We start from the raw sequence: 18,759 nt of genomic DNA on the forward strand, positions 1-18,759 counted from the left end.
GAATAGGGCGTGATGTTCATGTTTAGTAAGAGAGGATTAATCCTTTCCCTTCACGCTTCCCTTGCCGATCAAGGTTTGGAGGTTGGCTCCAACTCAAAACCCACTTCGCAATGGTATGATTTGAGTGGTAAAGGAAATCACGGCATACTGAAGGGCTTCCATTTTACGAAAGATGATGGTTGGGGAGGCAGAAACACTCTCGCCGATCCCTATGCCCTGTTTTTTAACGGGACGAGCCATTATATCCAATGTACAGGCGCGGATACCTCTAGGACTGTCGCCAGTGTTACCTTTGAAGTGTGGATATATTATATCGGGGGCAACGTTGTTTTGTCTTCCGGGGGATGGTTGAACGATACCCAGGGCATTTTGGTCATGTTTAACCCTGTGGGGGAATTGGAGCTTCAGGTTGCGACCCGTACGAGAAAAGCATATGCCAACTTAGGGAAGTTACCCAGAAATGAATGGTATCATATTGTTGGCGCATATGACGAAATTACAGGCAATCTATCTACTTTTCTGAACGGCGCTCCTCAGGGAAACGTGCAAGCTGAAATTACTGAACATACCAAACAGCCAGATGGACTTTTTATTGGTAAACACAGTATAGAGGATAGCCAAGGGTTTCGTGGATATATTCCTGTTGTACGGATGTACAATGCTGCGTTAACGATGGATGAAATCGTTACAAACTATATGTCTGGTTACCTTTTGGGGACAGGGCATTCTGACATGCAGATTTATATGAGAGTACCAGAAAGGAAAAATCTCACTGCATCCCTGCAAGTGGGAATTAGCGGGGAAGTTCAAGGGAAGCAGACCATTATTCCTACCGACATGGCTGACATGTCTTCACATATAACCGTTAAAAAGCCTAGTCATATAGTAAGCAATATGCATATTAATACTCATGTTTCTGTAAAAGCGCACTATGCGACCCGCCCTGCGGATCATGATGATGTACAGAGTACTATTGAAGTTAAAGTAGCGGATCATCTTGCAGCCGTGCTGGGTGTTAATACGTCAGGGAAAGCAGCAGTAAAGGCTCGCTACGGTATCCTACCTGCGGATAACAGCGATGTCCAAGGTAGGCTGGCAGTTAAGGTATCCGATCATCTTATTGCCATGCTGAGTGTTAGTTCATCAGCTATAGCAGTAGCCACATACGATGTGAAGCGGCTCATGCCAAATGATTTGCTTTCCAGCCTGAATGTTGTGCAACAGGGATTACCTTCCCGTATATCGGTTCAAGCAAGTACTACCTTAGCCGCCAAATATGATATTCATGCTGCTCAGGAGCAAAACCTCAAAGCTGCAATAGAGGTCCAAAAGCCTAATCATATCACCGGCAGCTTAAAAGTTAAAGCTCAAGCAAGAGTCAGCGGAAGATATCAGGTGCGGGGGATCGAGCCTGCTGACCTCAGCTCCAGCCTGCAAATTAAGTCTATTCATCAAATATATTCATCATTGTCTGTACGAACTCATACTCACTTGGCCGTGAAATATGGTATAGAGTCTCTTGGAGCCGAAGACTTAACCTCCTTCCTGACGGTACCAAGAATATCTGATCTACACAGTAGCATTCTGGTAGGTATCCATACCCGATTAATAGGGCATTACCATATTCGTAAAAGTCATGTTATAGAGCTTTATTCCAGTCTGGAAATTAAGAAAACGGAGAATCTACCTTCATTCTTATCTATTGCGTCCTTTACCCAGTCTACCGGCAGATACCGGATAACTTCTCGGAGTTATGATGATCTTCCGTCTGTAATGACGGTTCGGGAAGTTTCAGATATGACTTCATCTATAGGAGTTGCACCCTATACCTGGATGAAAGGCAGATATGATGTTATCGAGCCTCCAACGTACACGACGATCATGTATTCTAATAAAGATGCTTTTGTTCGTGAGTCTCAGCCCAGATTAAACTATGGTGTTGAGGAACAAATGTATGTCGGATATTCTGCCTCGGCTCAGGAGAGATACAGATCTTATGTTGGCTTTGATTTGAATACAGCTTCTATTCCCAAGAAAAATACGACGATTAAATCTGCCGAGCTCAAAGTATATTTCGATGGTCGCAACGTACCCCTGAAGGGGATACAGCTCATTGAAGCATCCAGGGAATGGACAGAATATGGAGTTACCTGGCAAAACCAACCGTTTCCGTTTGGCTTTAGCAGTCCTAATTCACCCTATGACGGTATAAACATCGTTCATGACGTAGGTGGAGATTCAGGATACATTTCTTTTGATGTGACTGATTCCATTCGTGCATGGCATGAAGGAACAAGACAGAATTTTGGCTATATCCTTAAAGCTCTGGATGAATTTGAAAATGGAAGTATTCGTTTTTTTACCAAGGAGCAAAAATCGTACCGTCCTATATTGAATATTACCTACTATGATACTCGTATCTATAGCTTGGGCAGGAATAGCATAGAAGGTGGCCTTGCTTCTCGTGTAAGTAAGATGTCTCATCTTCCTGCTTCGTTTCGCATCAAACAGTCCTATGGAGCAACGGTTTGGAAGGGAAGCTTGTTTGTCCATAACCAAAGGGAGATCCTGGGCGATATCACAGTGACGGTACCTAACTTTAACGGTAAAGTGTCCGTACGCCGCAAGGATAATCAATCTTTGGAGGCCCGGCTTGTTATTGCTGTTGCACGTGAGAATTCAGTAGACAGTACCCTATCGGTGAATAGAAAAATCGTACCTTCGAATATGTATGTTCTTTACAGGGAGAACCTTGCTTCCGAACTGAGCGTTACCCGCTGGGCAGCTCCGTTTCCCGAGCTTACGGCAACGATTCTTGTCAATCGTAAGGAAACGCTTGGGTCGATCCGTGTAAGAAGGACAGAGCATCAGGATATCTCTTCCGGTATGGAACTGAGTATCCCTAATATATTAGGGAGCATAACCGTCTTTCAGGGAGCAGTAAAGAAAAGCTCTATTGCAGTCCGTAGATCTCGTGAAGCGGATCTGATGGTGGAGGGGCGTATACTTGATAGGCAAGATATGTCTGCGGATATGAATATCCACAATCCTGATTTTTACGGCAGGCTACAAATTGTGTTTAGTAACCTGCTCATATCCGATTTGTCTGTAAGAACAAAAGTGCATTCCAGGCTACCTTCAACGGTCACAATACCGCATTATACTTCTTTGAGATCAAGTATAGCGATCTGGCCGAAAAAAGATGTGCCTTCAAGTCTTACTGTACTTTCAGGGAATTTATGGGCCTCTATATCCATTCCGTACCATAAAAGAATGGATATGCAGTCAAGAATTACAGTGCGGGTTAAGCTCATTTCTGATCTGGAAATTGCAGTAGGAGTAAGATCCGGTAATCTGGGCTCTAACCTAAAGGTTCGAGTAGACAGCCATACAGATCAGTCTTCTCATCTGCGGATCAGACGTAGTCATTTGGACTCTATTTCAAGTGAGCTTTACGTAAAAACTTGGGAGAAATCTGAACTTAAAGGCAGGATCATTGCACGGAAAAGCCGTGAATCGGATAGATGGTCTCGAATCTCGGTGCGCCTTACCGATCAGCAGGACTTGGATACCGAACTATCGGTTCGTGTGATAGAACACCATGATCTGAATGCTGAAGTGGGGATTAGGCGGGACGCAGCGTATGATAAATATGCTCACGTTACCGTTCGACATTCAGAGCAAACAGAGCTTCCATCCGATTTGTCGATTCGGGAACATAGTCATATCACAGGCTATCTAACGTTGAGAAGGACAGCCCAAATAAGCTTGCAAAGTGATATGAGAGTGTGGGAGAAATCCATTGTCACTGGCTCAGTGGTGGTCAGACAGTATCGACAAAATGATCTTCATGGTTCTATGGACATTTGGAAAAGATCTATACTAAAAGGCCAAATTTCCGTGTGGCAGAAATCATTACTACCTGGGGCTATACAGGTTCAGGTGTATGATGAGATGGCTTCCAGCATAGATGTGGCTACAGAATACGGATACTGCTTTATCATGTAAGCTTAACCCCTGCTATTCGTAGCAGGGGTTAAGTTTTACTGATTTTTACTTATATTGAACCTGTGAGGGAAGAAAATAGGCAAAAGGCAGGTGACATGGGCTGGATATAAATGTAATAACCGCAGTTATTGGAGTCATGGGTACGGGCATTTCAGGAGTCATCGGCTACGCCAGCGGTCGTAGCAATAATAAGGTTAAAGAACGAGAGCTATTGTCCAAAGATGAGCAGGCTTTTCGGGTTACTTTAATGGATGCCTTGTCAAGTCATAAGGAGGAAATCCATCGCTTAAGTGAAGAGATAGCTGTACTTCAGACCGAAAATTTAAGCTTGCTTGCAGAAAACAGATCCTTGAATGCGAAGGTAGAGGCATTGGTAGCCAGACTTGAAGGTGGATAGGAAATAGATTTATAGGGAAAGCAAACGGACGTTTGAAATGAAGTACTAATGGAGGCTATCGAGAAACTTCGACAGTTTCCAAAGGGATGTTGGAATAGGTCTTAAGAAACATGTTCAAATTGATTCAAAAGACTTGCTTTTAAAGATGTATACACAAAAAAATGAAACAATATAACCAGATGAAAATAACATCAATCAATGTTAGGAATTGACAAGGTTATATATACCTATTAGAATGAGAACATAAGTTCGTATTTTTAAAAAGAAATATATAAATTGCAACTCTTCTGATAGATATGACGACTAATAGAGTAGAATCCTAAAAAATATATATTCAATTAGGTAAATGGAACTGATTCAAATGTATTACGTATTAAAAAAAGAGCAGGGTAAGATAAAGAAAAAAGTGGAAACTAATTGTCGAATATCGAAATTTGGAAAGGAGTTGTGATACCTGTTTTAAGGAGGGAACAGAGTGAATTGGAACCTATTGAATTAAAATAAACTATTAAATAGGAGAACCGCAATGATAACAACAAATGTTAGCACATTTAACCCAGATACCTTAAATCATATTTTTAACTTTATACTTCGTGGTGTTAACGAGGAGGATCGAGAAGATGTGAAACAGGATTCGATCGTTCAAATTCTGACAGCGATTCACAAAGGGAATATAAAAAAGGATATATCTACGTTTTCGCATACGGTCATTAAACGTTCTGTGGTTGACTATTATCGTAAAAAAAAACGTAAAATTACACAGTTCAGTACAACCGTTAACTTTTGCGATGGCACAGATGAAGAAGGCTCAATGGCCAATTATTACTCGGTTCAAGTGAATGATTACGGATTTAAATTAGCAGACGTGAAAGTAGACTACTTAAGCAGCCGTAACAGATTCACAAAACAGGAGCAACGAATCATAAATTTCATGCTATTCACTGAAGAAGGAATGGATATGAAACCTACAGAAATCGCCCATTATCTTAATATTCATAAATCCCATGCTTGTCGAGCCGTGAAAAAACTAAGAGATCTCTATAAAACAGAGATTGACAAATAAACATTCTGATATACCAGTATCAGAATAAAATCAAATCCAAAAGGAAATAGAAAGGCACTACGCACTGCCCCTTACTATACATTTTTAGTATACATATCTGGCCGAGGCATTGCAAGTGAATGATTCTGAAAATTGAATGAAAATTGTTAAAAAGGAAGGTAGTTTACATGTTGAGTCGCTATATAGTTGGTGGAAGATTAGATCCACCTTTCTATCCTACCAAAACAAGGCCCTGCATAGCAAGTCGCAGGGTTGATATAGATGGTTTAAGAGCTTTAGAAGGTAAAAGAAAGGTAACAGACACCTTTAAGATATCTAATGATCTGGAGTTTTTCGCTATTTCAATAAAGGCGGATGTTATTACCCCTGCCGATTATTGGTCCTTAGTGGTTGATGAAAATGTAATTGTTAACCACGTATATTGTAAAGATTATAGTGAAGGTCTCTATTTTCAGGTAGCTCATCCTGTAAAGGGTGGGCGAGAATTTTGTTTTGAATTTTACACGGAGAGTGCTGACCGCAAAAGAATAGAAGTATCCTATTATTTTTTGACAGACCCGAAGGTTACCCTTCGTCTAAACGGTATAGCGAACCCAAGCTATGATCCTGTTTCTCTACCTGCTGGGTTTAAGGAACAGCAACAGGAACGAGGTTATAGAACATGATCGGTTATATGAATAAATGCCCCCATTGTGGGGCGGAATCTTCTTTTGTTCCTGAAGAAATGGAATGCGATCAATCCCTTGTTCTTTGGTGTAAGCACTGTGGGGATTATATCAATCAGACCCTAACAATGGAATCCCTGAGGAAGTGGTGGGCGAGATACGATGCAGGTGAAGACACATGTAAGCCGCCTGTGAGCAAAGGGATACTGCTTATGTTTGAAAGGCTGGAACAAACGCTAGCAGATGAACCAGACTGTAACCTGAATCGGGTGGAAATCCATCTTAAGGATTTTACAGACTATCGCTATAAATAAACTCTGGAGGAAATGATATGAATCGTGATGATTCCGGCCATACGTATCTCATTAACTATTCAGATAGATAAATTCTAAAAAGGCAGACCGACTACTGGAGTGTGAGTGTGATCAATGTAGAAGGAAATTTATTATGCTGGTATCGTCAGAAAGACGGGGTGAACGGATTGCTCAGTGATACGTATGTACAATTAAGAAAATCTGCTGTGAAGGATATGCATAATATAAAGCTGATCTGTGCGTGTAAAGAGGACAAAGACCTTCTTGGGGAGTTTCTTCAAGAGAATCGGAAATTTATGTTTTCAATTATTATGCGATATAAGGGAAGTATAGAAGAGATAAAAATGAAATTCAAGGTTACTGAAGATGACTTATACCAACATGCATGTATAGGATTGCTAACGGCACTCAAGGATTTCGATATTCATCGAGGAATTAAATTTACAACGTATGTAGTAAGGCCAATTTTATGGGAGGTTAATCAGTTATTATATAGCAACTCTCAAGAGGTAAGACTTAGTCGGGGAGCTATTGATATGATCCGAAGGATGGTAGAAATAGAAGATACACTAGGCTACAGGCCGACAGAGCAAAAAATGGCAAAGCTACTTCAAGTTTCTATAGAACGTTACAGAGAAGTTGCCCAATTCAGTGATGCAATGGAACATTTTGATTCAATAGATAACTTTGAAGCTATAGACAACTCACAAAATAACATGGATGAACATGTAACTAATAAGGTTTATGTTCAACAACTGTTATGTAGTCCTCTATTTACCGAACATGAAAAAACGGTGATGCATTTAATTATGAAAGGAGCTAATAACTCCCGGATCTCTGAAATACTCCACGTATACCCCATGACAATCAGCAGGACGTTAGCACGCATCAGAAAAAAAATAGATAAACACAAACAGGATACTGAGAATATCCCAATTGAAGCTCAATCAAAATACAGAGAAGAAATTAACTTAATTGTAGAGATGAGTAAAGAACATAAACAGGTCTTGAATGTAACAGACATTACTGATGTACTTAAAATATCCGGCTATGATATTTCAAAGTATTCAAAACGTGTTCTTTACTATATCCGCAAAAAAGCAAAATTAGCTATATAAAGTATAGCAAAGTTAAACGAAAATCACAACTGCTCTCGAACGGTATTAGAAAGGAGGGTAAAAAAGCCCATGCAGTTTTCAGCATGAGCTTTAAAGTGAAACAAGATATCAAACTTATCCCAGTACCGTTAGCTCTTTCGGAAAAGAGGTCAGTACTTCTACTCCGTCAGAGGTGACCAGAACGTCATCTTCAATCCGCACACCGCCGAGGTCTGGCACGTAGATGCCGGGTTCTATGGTGAACACGAAGCCCTCATGAAGCAGGTCTTCATTGCCGCCATGCACAGACGGATATTCGTGAACGCTCATGCCAAGGCCGTGTCCAACCCGATGGTTAAAGGCGGGACCATACCCGGCAGCGTCTACAACTGCACGAGCTGCCTGGTCTACCGACGCGCAGGATACACCCGGACGAATGGCGGCAATACCAGCCTCGTTTGAGCGGAGTACCGTCTGATAGATCGTCTCCAGCTCAGCTGACAGCTTGCCGAAAGCAAAAGTGCGCGTAATGTCTGAGGCGTAGCCATCTGAATATACGCCCATATCAAACATGAGCAAATCGCCGTGTTGCAGCTTGCGTGTGCCTGGAACGCCATGAGGCAGCGCTGTTTTGGGTCCGGACAGCACCGTAGTGTCAAAGGACGGGCCATCTGCGCCGATTTTCTTCATCTGGTATTCAATTTCGGCTACCAGCTCGACTTCTGTCACGCCTTCACGCACATGGGTCAGGCCGTGGCGAAGCGCGTCCTCCACCAATTGTGCGGCATGTTTCAGACGTCGTACTTCCTCAGGTGTTTTTCTTACGCGCATGTCCTGGAGCACAGGGCCCAGATCCACATATTGAGCCGCACCAATGGCCGTATGTAGCTGCTCGTAGCGGAGTACAGAGACGTGTTCCTTTTCCAAGGCAAACACCTTCACCCCAGTACCTACGCGCTGGCGCAGCAGATCATATGGATTGTCTGTATCTGTGTGGGTGGAGATGCGAGTCACGGAAGAAGCAGCGTGGGCCGCTTCTGCATCCAGTGCAGGCACGATTAGTTCAGGCTCCTCATCCCGAAGCAGTACCAGGCCAAGAAATCGCTCATGCGGCTCACTGGCAAAGCCAGTCAGGTAGTAGATATGCTTGGGATCGGTGACGAGCAATCCGTCCCATGACTGTGACTTCAATTCATCATACAGCCGGGTTATTTTATCATTCATGCAGATTCAACCCTTTCTATTCATGGATTCATTATAACGCTTATTACATATTTGTTTATAGATCTGACTACTTTAGTCTCGTTCCTGACTTAATGTCTGTAGACGTGCCTGTACATTTTGATCATAAAAACCTCCATGGTAGCACAGCACCTTCTCGACATCCAATACAGTCAGTTTAACGAGGCTTTCCAAGGCCAGTGGCATATCCGGTGTAGCCGATTCAGCAGGCCCGACCAGTTCGCCTTCAACTACACGCAGCTCGTCCGCCGCCAAAAGCAGCTTTTGCGCCGGCGCATACAAGCTGATATGCCCCGGCGTGTGACCAGGTGTATGGATAATCTGTATTCCCCCACCGTAAGGAAGATGCTCACTGTCTTCAAGGGCATGGGCAAAGCGCAAGTCCGGCAGGCGGCGAATCATATCCTCGGCTTGCCCCTTGAGCACAGTATCCATCTGATTGATTCGTTCCGGTGTCAGCTTCACAAACGGCCGATCCCCTGTCATATAAGGAATATCATCCTTATGAGCCAAAAGAGCGGTATTCGGCAGCAAGTCCAGCAGTGCATGAACATTTCCGATATGATCCATGTCCTGATGCGTTAAAATAATTCGCTTCAGGTGGCTGATATCCTCTCCCACATCTGCAATAGCCTTGCGCAATGGTTCCAATTGGCCTAGCATCCCCGTGTCAATGAGTGTAAGCCCGTCCTCATCCTTAAGCAGTACAGGATAAATCGTCGTCTTTCCAAAGAAGGATTCCATAGGTACTTCCAAAATCAAAATCTGGGTTCCAATATTCATATAAGCTGCTTCAGAATCCTGTGAACTCCGAAGCCCACCTCCTGTCTCTTATTGTTTAATGGGTCGACCAACCTTTGAGGCTTTTGCTTTTCATCAAGCTCTATTATAGAACCCTTTACATCCGAACCGCAAAAAACAACTCCATATGGCTGTTCGGGCGCTTGTCTTGTACAATGAAATAAATTAACAGAGCAGGAGGCGGGTACAAACGATGAATAGGGACCAATCTTTTTCCATTGAATTTGCGCGCAGGAAGGATCTTCCGGCTATTGTGGGCATTTATAATTCCACTATTGCAGGACGAATGGTAACGGCAGATTTGGAGCCCGTGACAGTGGAGAGCCGTATCCCATGGTTTGAGGCTCATGAAGAAGACCATCGACCTTTGTGGGTTCTGAGACATAAAGAGGAGATTATAGGGTGGGCCAGCCTTCAGTCTTTTTACGGACGTCCAGCTTATAACGGTACGGCGGAAATCAGTATTTATGTCCATGAAGATTCTCGTGGAACTGGTGCAGGAAGCCGTATGGTGCAGCACGTACTGAATGCATGCCCTGGGCTTGGAATTACGACGCTGTTGGGATTTGTATTCGGTCACAACAAGCCAAGTATCGGCTTGCTGCAGAAATTCGGTTTTGAGCAATGGGGTTATTATCCGCGTGTTGCGGTGCTAGACAGCATAGAGCGGGATTTGGCTATTCTGGGTAAACGAGTGGATGTTGAGGATAAATAGACGAACAAACATTGTTATAAAGTGGAGCATGAAAAAAAGATGTTGCCTATCCCCATTGCTTAACGCTGTGGTTTAAAACGGATGTTGCGAAAAATTTGATTGAGCACCTCAGACAGCACCAAGCCGACAGCAATGGCACCTGCGATCATCAGCGTACTCATAGCAAGCTCCAGGGCCTTAGGATAATTATGTTGTACAAACTGTCGCATCGCATTGTAGGCCATTCCCCCCGGGACGAGCGGAATCATGCCTGCCACGCTGAAAATAATAACGGGCATTTTGTACAGTCTGGCCAAGCTCTGGCTGATGATCCCGATCAGAACCGTTGCCAACAGGCTGGCGATCACAGGTCCCATGCTGTCTGTCGTCCAATAATAGACGAGCCAGCCCAACATGCCGACGAAGCCGCATTGTAGCAGTGAATGTCGGGGAGCATGGAAAAGAATGCCGAAAGCAGCGGTAGCAATAAAGCTTGTGAATAATTGTGCAAGCATAAGCTTGGATCTCCCCCGAATCACATATATGAAATGATAACCGCAACGCCAGCCCCAATGCCAAAGGACGTCAAGCAAGCGTCAGCGCCCTTGGAAATACCCGAAACGAGGTGTCCGGCCATCAAATCCCGAATGGCATTAGTAATTAATAAGCCCGGCACCAACGGCATAACGGAGCCAATAATGATTTTGTCCATCATCTGGCCCCAGCCTGCAACTGTCAGTAAGGCCGCCAGCAAGCCGATTAGAAAAGATGCCGAAAATTCTGAGAAAAACTTAACCTTAACGAGTCTGTGAAAATATTGCACGGCTGCTAAGCCAGCCCCGCCACAGAGAATGGCTGCAGGGAAGTCTCGCCAGACCCCGCCAAACATAATCATGAAGCAGCCGCTCGCCAAGGCCGCAGCCATCAGCTGCACGCGATTGGAATAGCGGAGAGGACCACGTTCAATCTTGGACAGCTCCGTAACTGCTGCGCGGGGTGACAGGTCACCCCGACTTATTTGACGTGAAATCGCGTTAACCTCTACTACCTTGTGCAAATCGGTGGTCCGCTCCGCAATCCGGATCAGCTTGGCAGGCTCCGAGTCGTTAATGGCAAAAAAAATCCCGGTCGGTGTCACATAGCTATGGGACTGGGATATGCCGTAGGCTAAGGCAATGCGGGACATCGTATCTTCGACACGATAGGTTTCGGCTCCATTTTGCATCATGAGCTTGCCTGCCAGCAGACAAACCTCGATGATCTCAGGGGTAGGATGGGAATGATTATTCATGCTCGCTCTCTTTCATTCGTACCGGGCCGTCTGGCCGTATTATTTGTTTATATTGTAGCACAAAAACCCGCCCTTTCAGAGGCGGTTGTGTGGGAAATAAGAAGGAATCCGTCAAGATTCCATCGTATCGGGAATAACTGTATAGTAGGACTCTTCCAAATGTGTTGCAGCCTCAGACAAGCCCATGGATCTAAGCTGTCCTGCTACAAAAACACGAAGGGCAGAATGGGTGAACAGATGGCGTGTTTGAGCATCCCGAATAAAGGCCAATCTCGCTTCACGCGAAGCGTTGCGGAATAAATCACGAACCGTTTCACCTTGTTTATCCCAATGAAAGGGCTCTGCCACGCTTAAAAGAGCACTCTTCATATAGGAACGCTGTTTTGTGGAAGAAGGAAATGCCGGAATGCCCAAGCCGTTCAATGTAGGGGCAGCTTCGTTTTGCTTGCGCTCGGTTCGCAAACTGTCGATGTAGGCAGCCATATCCTGAATCGGTTGAACACCGAAGCGCTCCCGAAAGGATTCCCGCACAAACGCAGTGCGTTCATCTACGGCCTGAGGCGGCCGTTGTCCTGTATGTCCTGTATAATCCTGTCCACTAGCGTAGTAGCGCTTTAATGAACTATTGTCTGTATAAACAACACTTAAAAAATCCTGCAAGTGGCGGGCAACCACCCATACACCTGTCCAGTCAACAGGGGATATGCACACAATGGGAGCCTGCGAAAGATCCTTTACAAGTCCAAAATCCGTTAAAAAGCCGTAATGTATTCCGTCCACGCCTGCGTGGGCAAAAGGAATCACATCCGGTGGTGTAGCCATATATCGTGGCGCGCGGCCATGCTCCATAATTAATCCCAAATCGAAACTCAGAGAATGCCGGTTCGCTTCAAGCTCCTGTTCAAATTTTATAATTGCCTCAATCAAAGGTGTAGCTGATCCGTAGGCAGGGTTAGAACCGGGAATCATCGTGTATGCCTCCTTATCCAAGTACATCCATAAAGCGTTCATCCCTAAAAGGTACGTGATTTTACACGAAATGTAAACCTGTATGCTGAATCTTTTCAAAAATGTGACCTTTTACCCGTGTGCTATGGAATAAACCGCCTTTCGGGGTAAAACAGGGCGAGATACCTATTTTGATACGTACAGAAGTAAAGTGAGTTTATGGAAAAGATGTATTTTCAGTTTATGACCGCCACGGTGAAGTGTGAATGCGGGAATGGATTCGAGCTATGGATGACCAAGGAGTAAGGTGCAACGTATCGGGTCAGTGGGTATAATATCAGGACAAGGTGAGGATGGACGTCATCCAATGATTATTACAGAAAGAAGTGGGTATATGAACTTGCACAAGAAGGCCGTATTTTTTGATGTGGATGATACAATGTACGATCATTTGCACCCTACTCGCGATGCGTTGCGTACAGTATTAGGATTGAGTGAGCGTTTTCCTTATGAAGAGGCCTATCATCGAATTCGCTATTACAGTGATGTGTTATCAGCCAAAGGAGGACTATTGGAGGGGAAAGCGGGGCAGGATGAGCTGGAGGATATGAGGCAAGGCCGTTTTGTCTTGGCTTTACAGGAATTTGGGGTGAATATTACCCGTGAGCAGGCAGTGGATATCCAAAAAGAGTACCTGGATCGTCAGTATCGGATTGAGCCTTTCGAGGGAGCTACATCGTTAATGGACGAGTTGAGCTCAGCTGGATATCTGGTAGGCTTGATTACGAATGGTCTCGAAGATCACCAGATGAGCAAAATCAGGGCGATGGCGCTGGAAAATCATATTGCGGCAGAGCATATTTTTGTATCCGGAACGGTTGGCTATGCCAAGCCTGATCCACGTATTTTCCAAGTAGTGAACGAACGGACAGGGACGCTGGCGGAGCATTGCTGCTATATCGGGGATTCCTGGCGTAATGACGTGGCGGGAGCTGTAGCGGCGGATTGGCGGGTCATCTGGTTCAACCACAGGAAGGCTGCCCCGGAGTCGAAGGTAGCGGGAGCCTATGAAACAGCGGCAAGCTATTCAGAGCTGAAAAAATTACTGCTGTATCCGACAGATGTCTAACTTCATTCCAATGGTTTAGAACAGAGAAGGAAGGGATCGCACATGGTTGAACAATGGAGGCAGGCAGACGAAATTATAAGTCAAGTGACTGTTTACAGTACGGAGGATAATGATCCGGTCACGATTAAAACAGTCTCCCAAGACGTCCGTTGTATTGGCATCGGGACGGATGCGGCCGTATTTACGCTCGATACGTTGCCCGGCTACGCGTTCAAGGTGTACTCAGACATGGCGATCAAGAAGAAGGATGCGGAGGCCGACGTATATGAGCGTTTGCGGGGCTCCGATTTTTTTCCACATTATTACGGGAAAGGTGACAAGTATATTGTCATAACCTATGAATCAGGTATTACGCTGCTGGATTGTCTGCTGCAAGGCATTCCGGTGCCAGAGCAAGTCATTCTGGACGTGGAAGAGGCGAGGGAGTTTGTCCGATCCAAGGGGCTGAATCCCCGTGATATTCATCTCAAAAATGTACTGATGCAAGATGGACGCGCCAAGGTATTGGACGTATCCGAATACGTGAAGGAGGGCGATGACAAGCGCTGGGAGCATCTGGTGTGGGCGTATCATACGTTTTACTCAGGTATCTCGGAGGTTAAAGTTCCGTCATGGATTCTGGATACGATTAAAAAATGGTACTACAAGCTGGACAACTCCAGCTTTAATCTGGAGGAGTTCGCTCAACGCGTCAGCCAGTTGTTTTCCAAATGGAAGTCATAATGGCAGTAAACATTGTTTATTATAAAAAAAGGATTGCACCCGTATTAGGGAGCAATCCTTTTTGGCACGTTACCAGACATGTCTTACGGAATAGGCAGATTCTCTTTTACCTGAAATCGCGAGGTACTCTTCTGGCGGTTCCGCTCTCAATCGCAGCTTGAATGACCTTCTCACGCACCCGCTGAACGGCATTCTCATTAAATACGCCGGGGATGATATACAGCTTATTTAATTCTTCGGGGCGGATCGTACTCGCAATGGCTTCTGCTGCCGCAAGCTTCATCTCTTCGTTAATTTCACGGGCGCGACAGTCGAGTGCCGCGCGGAATATGCCGGGAAAGCAAAGCACGTTGTTGATCTGGTTAGGATAGTCTGAACGTCCGGTGGCAATGACACCTGCAATGTCTTCGATATCCTCGGGGGCAATTTCGGGAACCGGGTTAGCCATGGTGAACACCACCGGAGCCTCGTTCATGCGTTTTACGTCTTCCCGTTGCAGTAGCCCGCCAGCCGATAGACCGATAAACACGTCAGCGCCTTTCAGAACCTCGGACAGCGTGCCTGACAGCCGCTCGGGATTGGTATGCTGTGCATACCAGTTCCACACCGGATGATCGTCCGTTTCATCGGCTGTAATGGCCCCGTGGCGATCTACACCAATGATGTTAACTGCACCCGCAGACAGCAAAATTTTAGTGCAGGCTACACCTGCAGCTCCGATACCGCAGACGACGATTTTCACATCAGACAGCGCTTTGCCGACGACCTTCAGTGCATTGATCAGCCCTGCGTACAAGACAACAGCGGTACCGTGCTGATCATCATGAAAAACAGGAATGTCCAGCTCCTGACGCAGTCGTTGCTCAATCTCAAAGCAGCGGGGTGATGAAATATCCTCCAGATTAATACCGCCGAAAGCTGGAGCGATTTGCTTGATCGCCTTGATGATTTCCTCAGTGTCCTGTGTGTCCAAACAAATCGGGAAAGCATCGACGGACCCGAGCTGCTTGAATAGCATGGCTTTGCCTTCCATGACCGGCATAGCCGCATAGGGGCCGATATTGCCCAAGCCGAGGACAGCGCTTCCGTCCGAGACGACAGCAACGGTGTTACGTTTGATCGTCAAACGGAAGGCTTTGTCCGGCTCCTCATGAATCGCCATGCACACGCGTGCTACATCTGGAGTGTACACCCGGGACAAGTCGTCGCGATTCTGAATCGGAACCTTAGGCTGCATTTCAATTTTACCTCCAAGGTGCAGCAGAAAGGTACGGTCAGAGATGGACAGTACCTTTACGCCTTGCGCTTTTTTAATCCGGGCAATCATTCGGTCGATTTCGACCGGGTCGGCAATGGTAACCGTAATATCCCGCACAGTGACCTTTTCAGAGGTACGAATGACGTCAATCGCAATAACATCCCCACCATGTTCGTTGACCAGCGTAATCAATTGACCAAATTGGATGTGCTCAGTGGAAATTTCCAGTCGTAAAATGATATTTTTACCGCCAATACCGCCTTGCATACAAATTCCTCCTTTAGTGTTCCATACAAAATAAGTAAGATCAATTGATTGCGCTTACAATCGAAAACGTACCTAAGAGGTGAAATTAATATTTCAAATTAGTGGATTCTTTCCCTATCATAGTGAACAATCCCCCACTTGTACAGATAAAGCTGGATCTAATCTCTCATTTTGTATCAAAAAAGGACAAAAGCCCGCCTCTGTTTCACGTGTGTATACTTTATTTCACATTTAGCTAATCTTTAGTAACAGGATTTATAATGACAAAGCAGATGATGAATAGAACGCTTTGTGGACATTTGGCGCACAGTCAGCAGGACATGGAAAATGAAGGCGGTGAAACGCACATATTTGGGGTTAATACGAATATCTGAACGGATTTTATCTTAATCGGTTTTTTTCAGCCAGAAAGCACATGTCACCTTCAAAATACCGCAAGCTTAACCGAATATGATTATAGACTTGCAAGGAAAGTGACTTTGGGCATTGCGTAAAATGAGAAAAGAAACTTCAGCTAATAATAAGCGTATAATAAAATAAACGTAAGAAGCTAAGAATTATGAAGTTAAAATGAATTTGATAGCGAAAAGAATTTCACAATCCCACCCCATGCTACACTGAAAGTAAAACGGTGAAAGGAGTTTCAAGATGCTGGCTTTGTCCGATCCGGCCTGGGCTTTGCTCCAAGGCCCCTATGGTTCCTCTCAATACGTCCCGGAAATGTTGAAGCAGCTCCAAGCCGGGTATGACGGCGAAATGGCTGACACCTTGTATTGGGAGGAACTGTATCACCAAAATACCTTATATACTTGTACCTTCGCTGCTGTACCGTACCTCGTAGATATGGCGTTAAACACTTCTGATATAAGTATTCGAGCGGATATTTATAATATTTGCGGAATATTCGAAGCCAAAAATGTTAATCCATTACATACAAAAGTTCCGTTGGAATTTGCAAGGGATCAGGTAGAATTGGATGCAGATCTGGCTGAATATATATATGAACAATACCAGCAAGCCATTGTCCGGCTTACAGGATTGACCGAAGAAATGGTGTTGTATGCCAAGGACCACGAAGGAGATGTTGGCAAGCGTTATGTTTTGGCTGCAGGGGCTGCCTTTCAGGGTTATCGCTGTGTAGCTTTTATGCTGCAAAGCTTTGATACTGGTGATGAATATACGCTGGATTGTCCGCATTGCGGAACTCCGCTCTATATTTGGCCTGTTGAACAAAGTGATGTCCTGGTGGCTTACGATAAAGATCCGGTAAACTCAAACAACCTGGTTCCCTATTCGATCCAACCTGGCTCATTGGACCATAAAGACTCTAATCTACAGTGGCTGTATCAATATGCCCAAAAAATTGAAGAGAACAACCTTTTGGCCCATTTACCCTATTTAAACGGTCGGCTGAATTGCCCCATTTGCAATACACCGATCTCCATTTGGGACGAGCTAATGAAAACAGCTAATGGTGTCCGAAAGCACACCGCTTAATGAATAAAAAAGGGAGCTGTATCATACAGCTCCCTGATTTCCCAGTAGATTTTTTTTCGCTCCAATTAGTCCTGCTTGTCTTACATAAGTCTACTCTCGAAACGGATTTAAAAAGGTTTTAGGAATGTCGGATTCAAACCGCAGCAATACTCCAGTGACGGGATGAATAAATGACAACACCTTCGCATGGAGACCGAGGCGACCGATAGATTTGGCTTTGGAGCCGTATTTTTTATCTCCCACAATCGGATGGCCGATATCCTCCATATGAACGCGAATCTGGTTCTTGCGTCCGGTTTCCAAACGTACTTCCAGCAAAGAAAAATGCCGATTGGCCTGAAGCAGGTTGTAATGAGTAACCGCGTGCTGTCCGTCATTCGGATATGGGCTGGAATACATTTTCAGCGTCTTGCTTTCCTTCAGCCATGAGGTGATAGTGCCCGCAGCCTTTTTAACCTGTCCTTCTACGAGAGCGATGTATGTTCGTTCATACACGACTTCCTTCCACGCTTGTTGCATTTCCTGCTGTATGGCTTCGCTTTTCGCAAACATCATGACTCCAGATGTATCACGATCCAGACGATGCAGCACAAAAATACGATTGTATGGATGTTCACGTCGCACATGTGCCGTAAGCTGACGGTATGCCGTTACTTCCTGTTCCTGCGCAGAGGCGACGGACAGCAGCCCGGTATCCTTGTGAATGACAATAATGGCCTCATCCTCATGCAAAATACGCAGCCCAGTCAGCGGCACCACGGGAGTGATCTTTTCCTTGGAGAGGGCCACTGTCTGACCTTGCTCCAGCGGAAAATTGAACACGGTACGAGGAATGCCGTTCACGGACACCTGTCCACGGGCCAGCGCTGATTTAATGGAATTGCGGCCCATGCCAGACACATGCTCTACCAAAAAATTCAACAGCTCGGCAGGCTCCTGCACGATGTATGTTTTTGCAACGCTTTTTTCCGGTTTACCATGCTCTCGGGCAGCAGTTTTATTAAAAACCCCCGTTTTGCCCCGTGCTTCGGGTCTATGTGAGCCGGATTTTCCGGCGGGTTTATGGCTGCGTTTGGCGTTGCCTGTGTTGGGCGTGGATTTTGTATGATTTTTTCGATTGGGTTTACGATTGTTCATGGGTTCTTTCTCCTTCTTGGTACCGTGCCTCATCATAGTAATGGACAAACTTGCGGCACCGTGTCCACTATATCATGAGAAAACAGCGAACGCCATGGGAGAAGGGTTCGATAAGAATTTCATTATACATCATGCCTATGGACTTCCAGCGGTTGAACATTACCCTGAACCCCGGTAAACTAAAGGTAACGAAAGATAAGCCGATATGCGTCGAGGGACGCCAGAAAT

General features: G+C 45.1%; 17 protein-coding genes. 10 read left to right on the forward strand and 7 right to left on the reverse strand.

The window, feature by feature from the left end; translation table 11 throughout:
- Positions 1 to 18: 18 nt before the first annotated feature.
- From ACIFQM_RS08880 to ACIFQM_RS08905, 6 genes are all read left to right on the forward strand, one after another.
- A complete protein-coding gene (locus tag ACIFQM_RS08880) occupies positions 19 to 4,008 on the forward strand; it encodes a DNRLRE domain-containing protein (protein WP_430065314.1) in 3,990 nt (1,329 codons plus the stop codon).
- A 136-nt stretch (positions 4,009 to 4,144) separates the two neighbouring features.
- A complete protein-coding gene (locus tag ACIFQM_RS08885; RefSeq protein WP_430039609.1) occupies positions 4,145 to 4,405 on the forward strand; it encodes a hypothetical protein in 261 nt (86 codons plus the stop codon).
- Positions 4,406 to 4,931: 526 nt separating this feature from the next.
- The gene (locus ACIFQM_RS08890) at positions 4,932 to 5,468 is read left to right on the forward strand and encodes a sigma-70 family RNA polymerase sigma factor (protein WP_430039606.1); all 537 of its coding nucleotides are present in this window, start codon (positions 4,932 to 4,934) and stop codon (positions 5,466 to 5,468) included.
- A 167-nt stretch (positions 5,469 to 5,635) separates the two neighbouring features.
- Positions 5,636 to 6,133, forward strand: coding sequence for a hypothetical protein (locus ACIFQM_RS08895; RefSeq protein WP_430039603.1), 498 nt, complete (start codon positions 5,636 to 5,638; stop codon positions 6,131 to 6,133).
- The gene (locus ACIFQM_RS08900) at positions 6,130 to 6,447 is read left to right on the forward strand and encodes a hypothetical protein (protein WP_430047691.1); all 318 of its coding nucleotides are present in this window, start codon (positions 6,130 to 6,132) and stop codon (positions 6,445 to 6,447) included. The genes ACIFQM_RS08895 and ACIFQM_RS08900 overlap by 4 nt, the downstream gene beginning before the upstream one ends.
- Before the next feature lie 107 nt (positions 6,448 to 6,554).
- The gene (locus tag ACIFQM_RS08905; RefSeq protein ID WP_430039599.1) at positions 6,555 to 7,565 is read left to right on the forward strand and encodes a sigma-70 family RNA polymerase sigma factor; all 1,011 of its coding nucleotides are present in this window, start codon (positions 6,555 to 6,557) and stop codon (positions 7,563 to 7,565) included.
- Positions 7,566 to 7,679: 114 nt separating this feature from the next.
- Here ACIFQM_RS08905 and ACIFQM_RS08910 read toward each other — a convergent pair whose 3' ends face one another.
- The gene (locus ACIFQM_RS08910; protein WP_430039597.1) at positions 7,680 to 8,768 is read right to left on the reverse strand and encodes a M24 family metallopeptidase; all 1,089 of its coding nucleotides are present in this window, start codon (positions 8,766 to 8,768) and stop codon (positions 7,680 to 7,682) included.
- A 72-nt stretch (positions 8,769 to 8,840) separates the two neighbouring features.
- Entirely contained in the window at positions 8,841 to 9,569 is a 729-nt protein-coding gene (locus ACIFQM_RS08915) for an MBL fold metallo-hydrolase (protein WP_430039594.1), read from the reverse strand.
- 211 nt (positions 9,570 to 9,780) lie between these two features.
- Here ACIFQM_RS08915 and ACIFQM_RS08920 point away from each other — a divergent pair, with 211 nt between their 5' ends.
- Positions 9,781 to 10,302 carry an N-acetyltransferase family protein gene (locus tag ACIFQM_RS08920; RefSeq protein ID WP_430039591.1) on the forward strand — a complete coding sequence of 174 codons (522 nt, stop codon included), beginning with the start codon at positions 9,781 to 9,783 and terminating at the stop codon, positions 10,300 to 10,302.
- Between the two features lie 59 nt (positions 10,303 to 10,361).
- On the opposite strand, the gene ACIFQM_RS08925 is transcribed toward ACIFQM_RS08920, so the two are convergent.
- The 3 genes from ACIFQM_RS08925 to ACIFQM_RS08935 all read right to left on the reverse strand — a co-directional run bounded on the left by ACIFQM_RS08925 (position 10,362) and on the right by ACIFQM_RS08935 (position 12,541).
- Complete coding sequence (locus ACIFQM_RS08925) at positions 10,362 to 10,796, reverse strand: threonine/serine exporter family protein (protein WP_430039588.1); 435 nt, start codon at positions 10,794 to 10,796, stop codon at positions 10,362 to 10,364.
- Between the two features lie 20 nt (positions 10,797 to 10,816).
- On the reverse strand, positions 10,817 to 11,572 hold the full coding sequence (locus tag ACIFQM_RS08930) for a threonine/serine exporter family protein (RefSeq protein WP_430039586.1): 756 nt from the start codon (positions 11,570 to 11,572) through the stop codon (positions 10,817 to 10,819).
- Between the two features lie 111 nt (positions 11,573 to 11,683).
- Positions 11,684 to 12,541: a hypothetical protein gene (locus tag ACIFQM_RS08935; protein WP_430039584.1), complete on the reverse strand. Its 858-nt coding sequence runs from the start codon at positions 12,539 to 12,541 to the stop codon at positions 11,684 to 11,686.
- 373 nt (positions 12,542 to 12,914) lie between these two features.
- Between ACIFQM_RS08935 and ACIFQM_RS08940 the strand changes: the two genes are divergently transcribed.
- Positions 12,915 to 13,649 carry an HAD family hydrolase gene (locus ACIFQM_RS08940; protein ID WP_430039742.1) on the forward strand — a complete coding sequence of 245 codons (735 nt, stop codon included), beginning with the start codon at positions 12,915 to 12,917 and terminating at the stop codon, positions 13,647 to 13,649.
- Positions 13,650 to 13,691: 42 nt separating this feature from the next.
- On the forward strand, positions 13,692 to 14,372 hold the full coding sequence (locus tag ACIFQM_RS08945) for a serine/threonine protein kinase (protein ID WP_430047702.1): 681 nt from the start codon (positions 13,692 to 13,694) through the stop codon (positions 14,370 to 14,372).
- A 106-nt stretch (positions 14,373 to 14,478) separates the two neighbouring features.
- Here the strand turns inward: ACIFQM_RS08945 and ACIFQM_RS08950 are convergent, their stop codons facing one another.
- Entirely contained in the window at positions 14,479 to 15,897 is a 1,419-nt protein-coding gene (locus ACIFQM_RS08950) for an NAD-dependent malic enzyme (protein ID WP_430065316.1), read from the reverse strand.
- A 648-nt stretch (positions 15,898 to 16,545) separates the two neighbouring features.
- Here ACIFQM_RS08950 and ACIFQM_RS08955 point away from each other — a divergent pair.
- Positions 16,546 to 17,394 (forward strand): hypothetical protein, encoded by an 849-nt coding sequence (locus ACIFQM_RS08955; protein WP_430039578.1) that lies wholly within the window; start codon positions 16,546 to 16,548, stop codon positions 17,392 to 17,394.
- 90 nt (positions 17,395 to 17,484) lie between these two features.
- Here ACIFQM_RS08955 and ACIFQM_RS08960 read toward each other — a convergent pair whose 3' ends face one another.
- Complete coding sequence (locus tag ACIFQM_RS08960) at positions 17,485 to 18,531, reverse strand: RluA family pseudouridine synthase (protein ID WP_430039576.1); 1,047 nt, start codon at positions 18,529 to 18,531, stop codon at positions 17,485 to 17,487.
- Positions 18,532 to 18,759 lie beyond the last annotated feature (228 nt).

The organism is Paenibacillus sp. NRS-1782 (genome assembly GCF_050467685.1).
Classification (GTDB): domain Bacteria; phylum Bacillota; class Bacilli; order Paenibacillales; family Paenibacillaceae; genus Paenibacillus; species Paenibacillus terrae_A.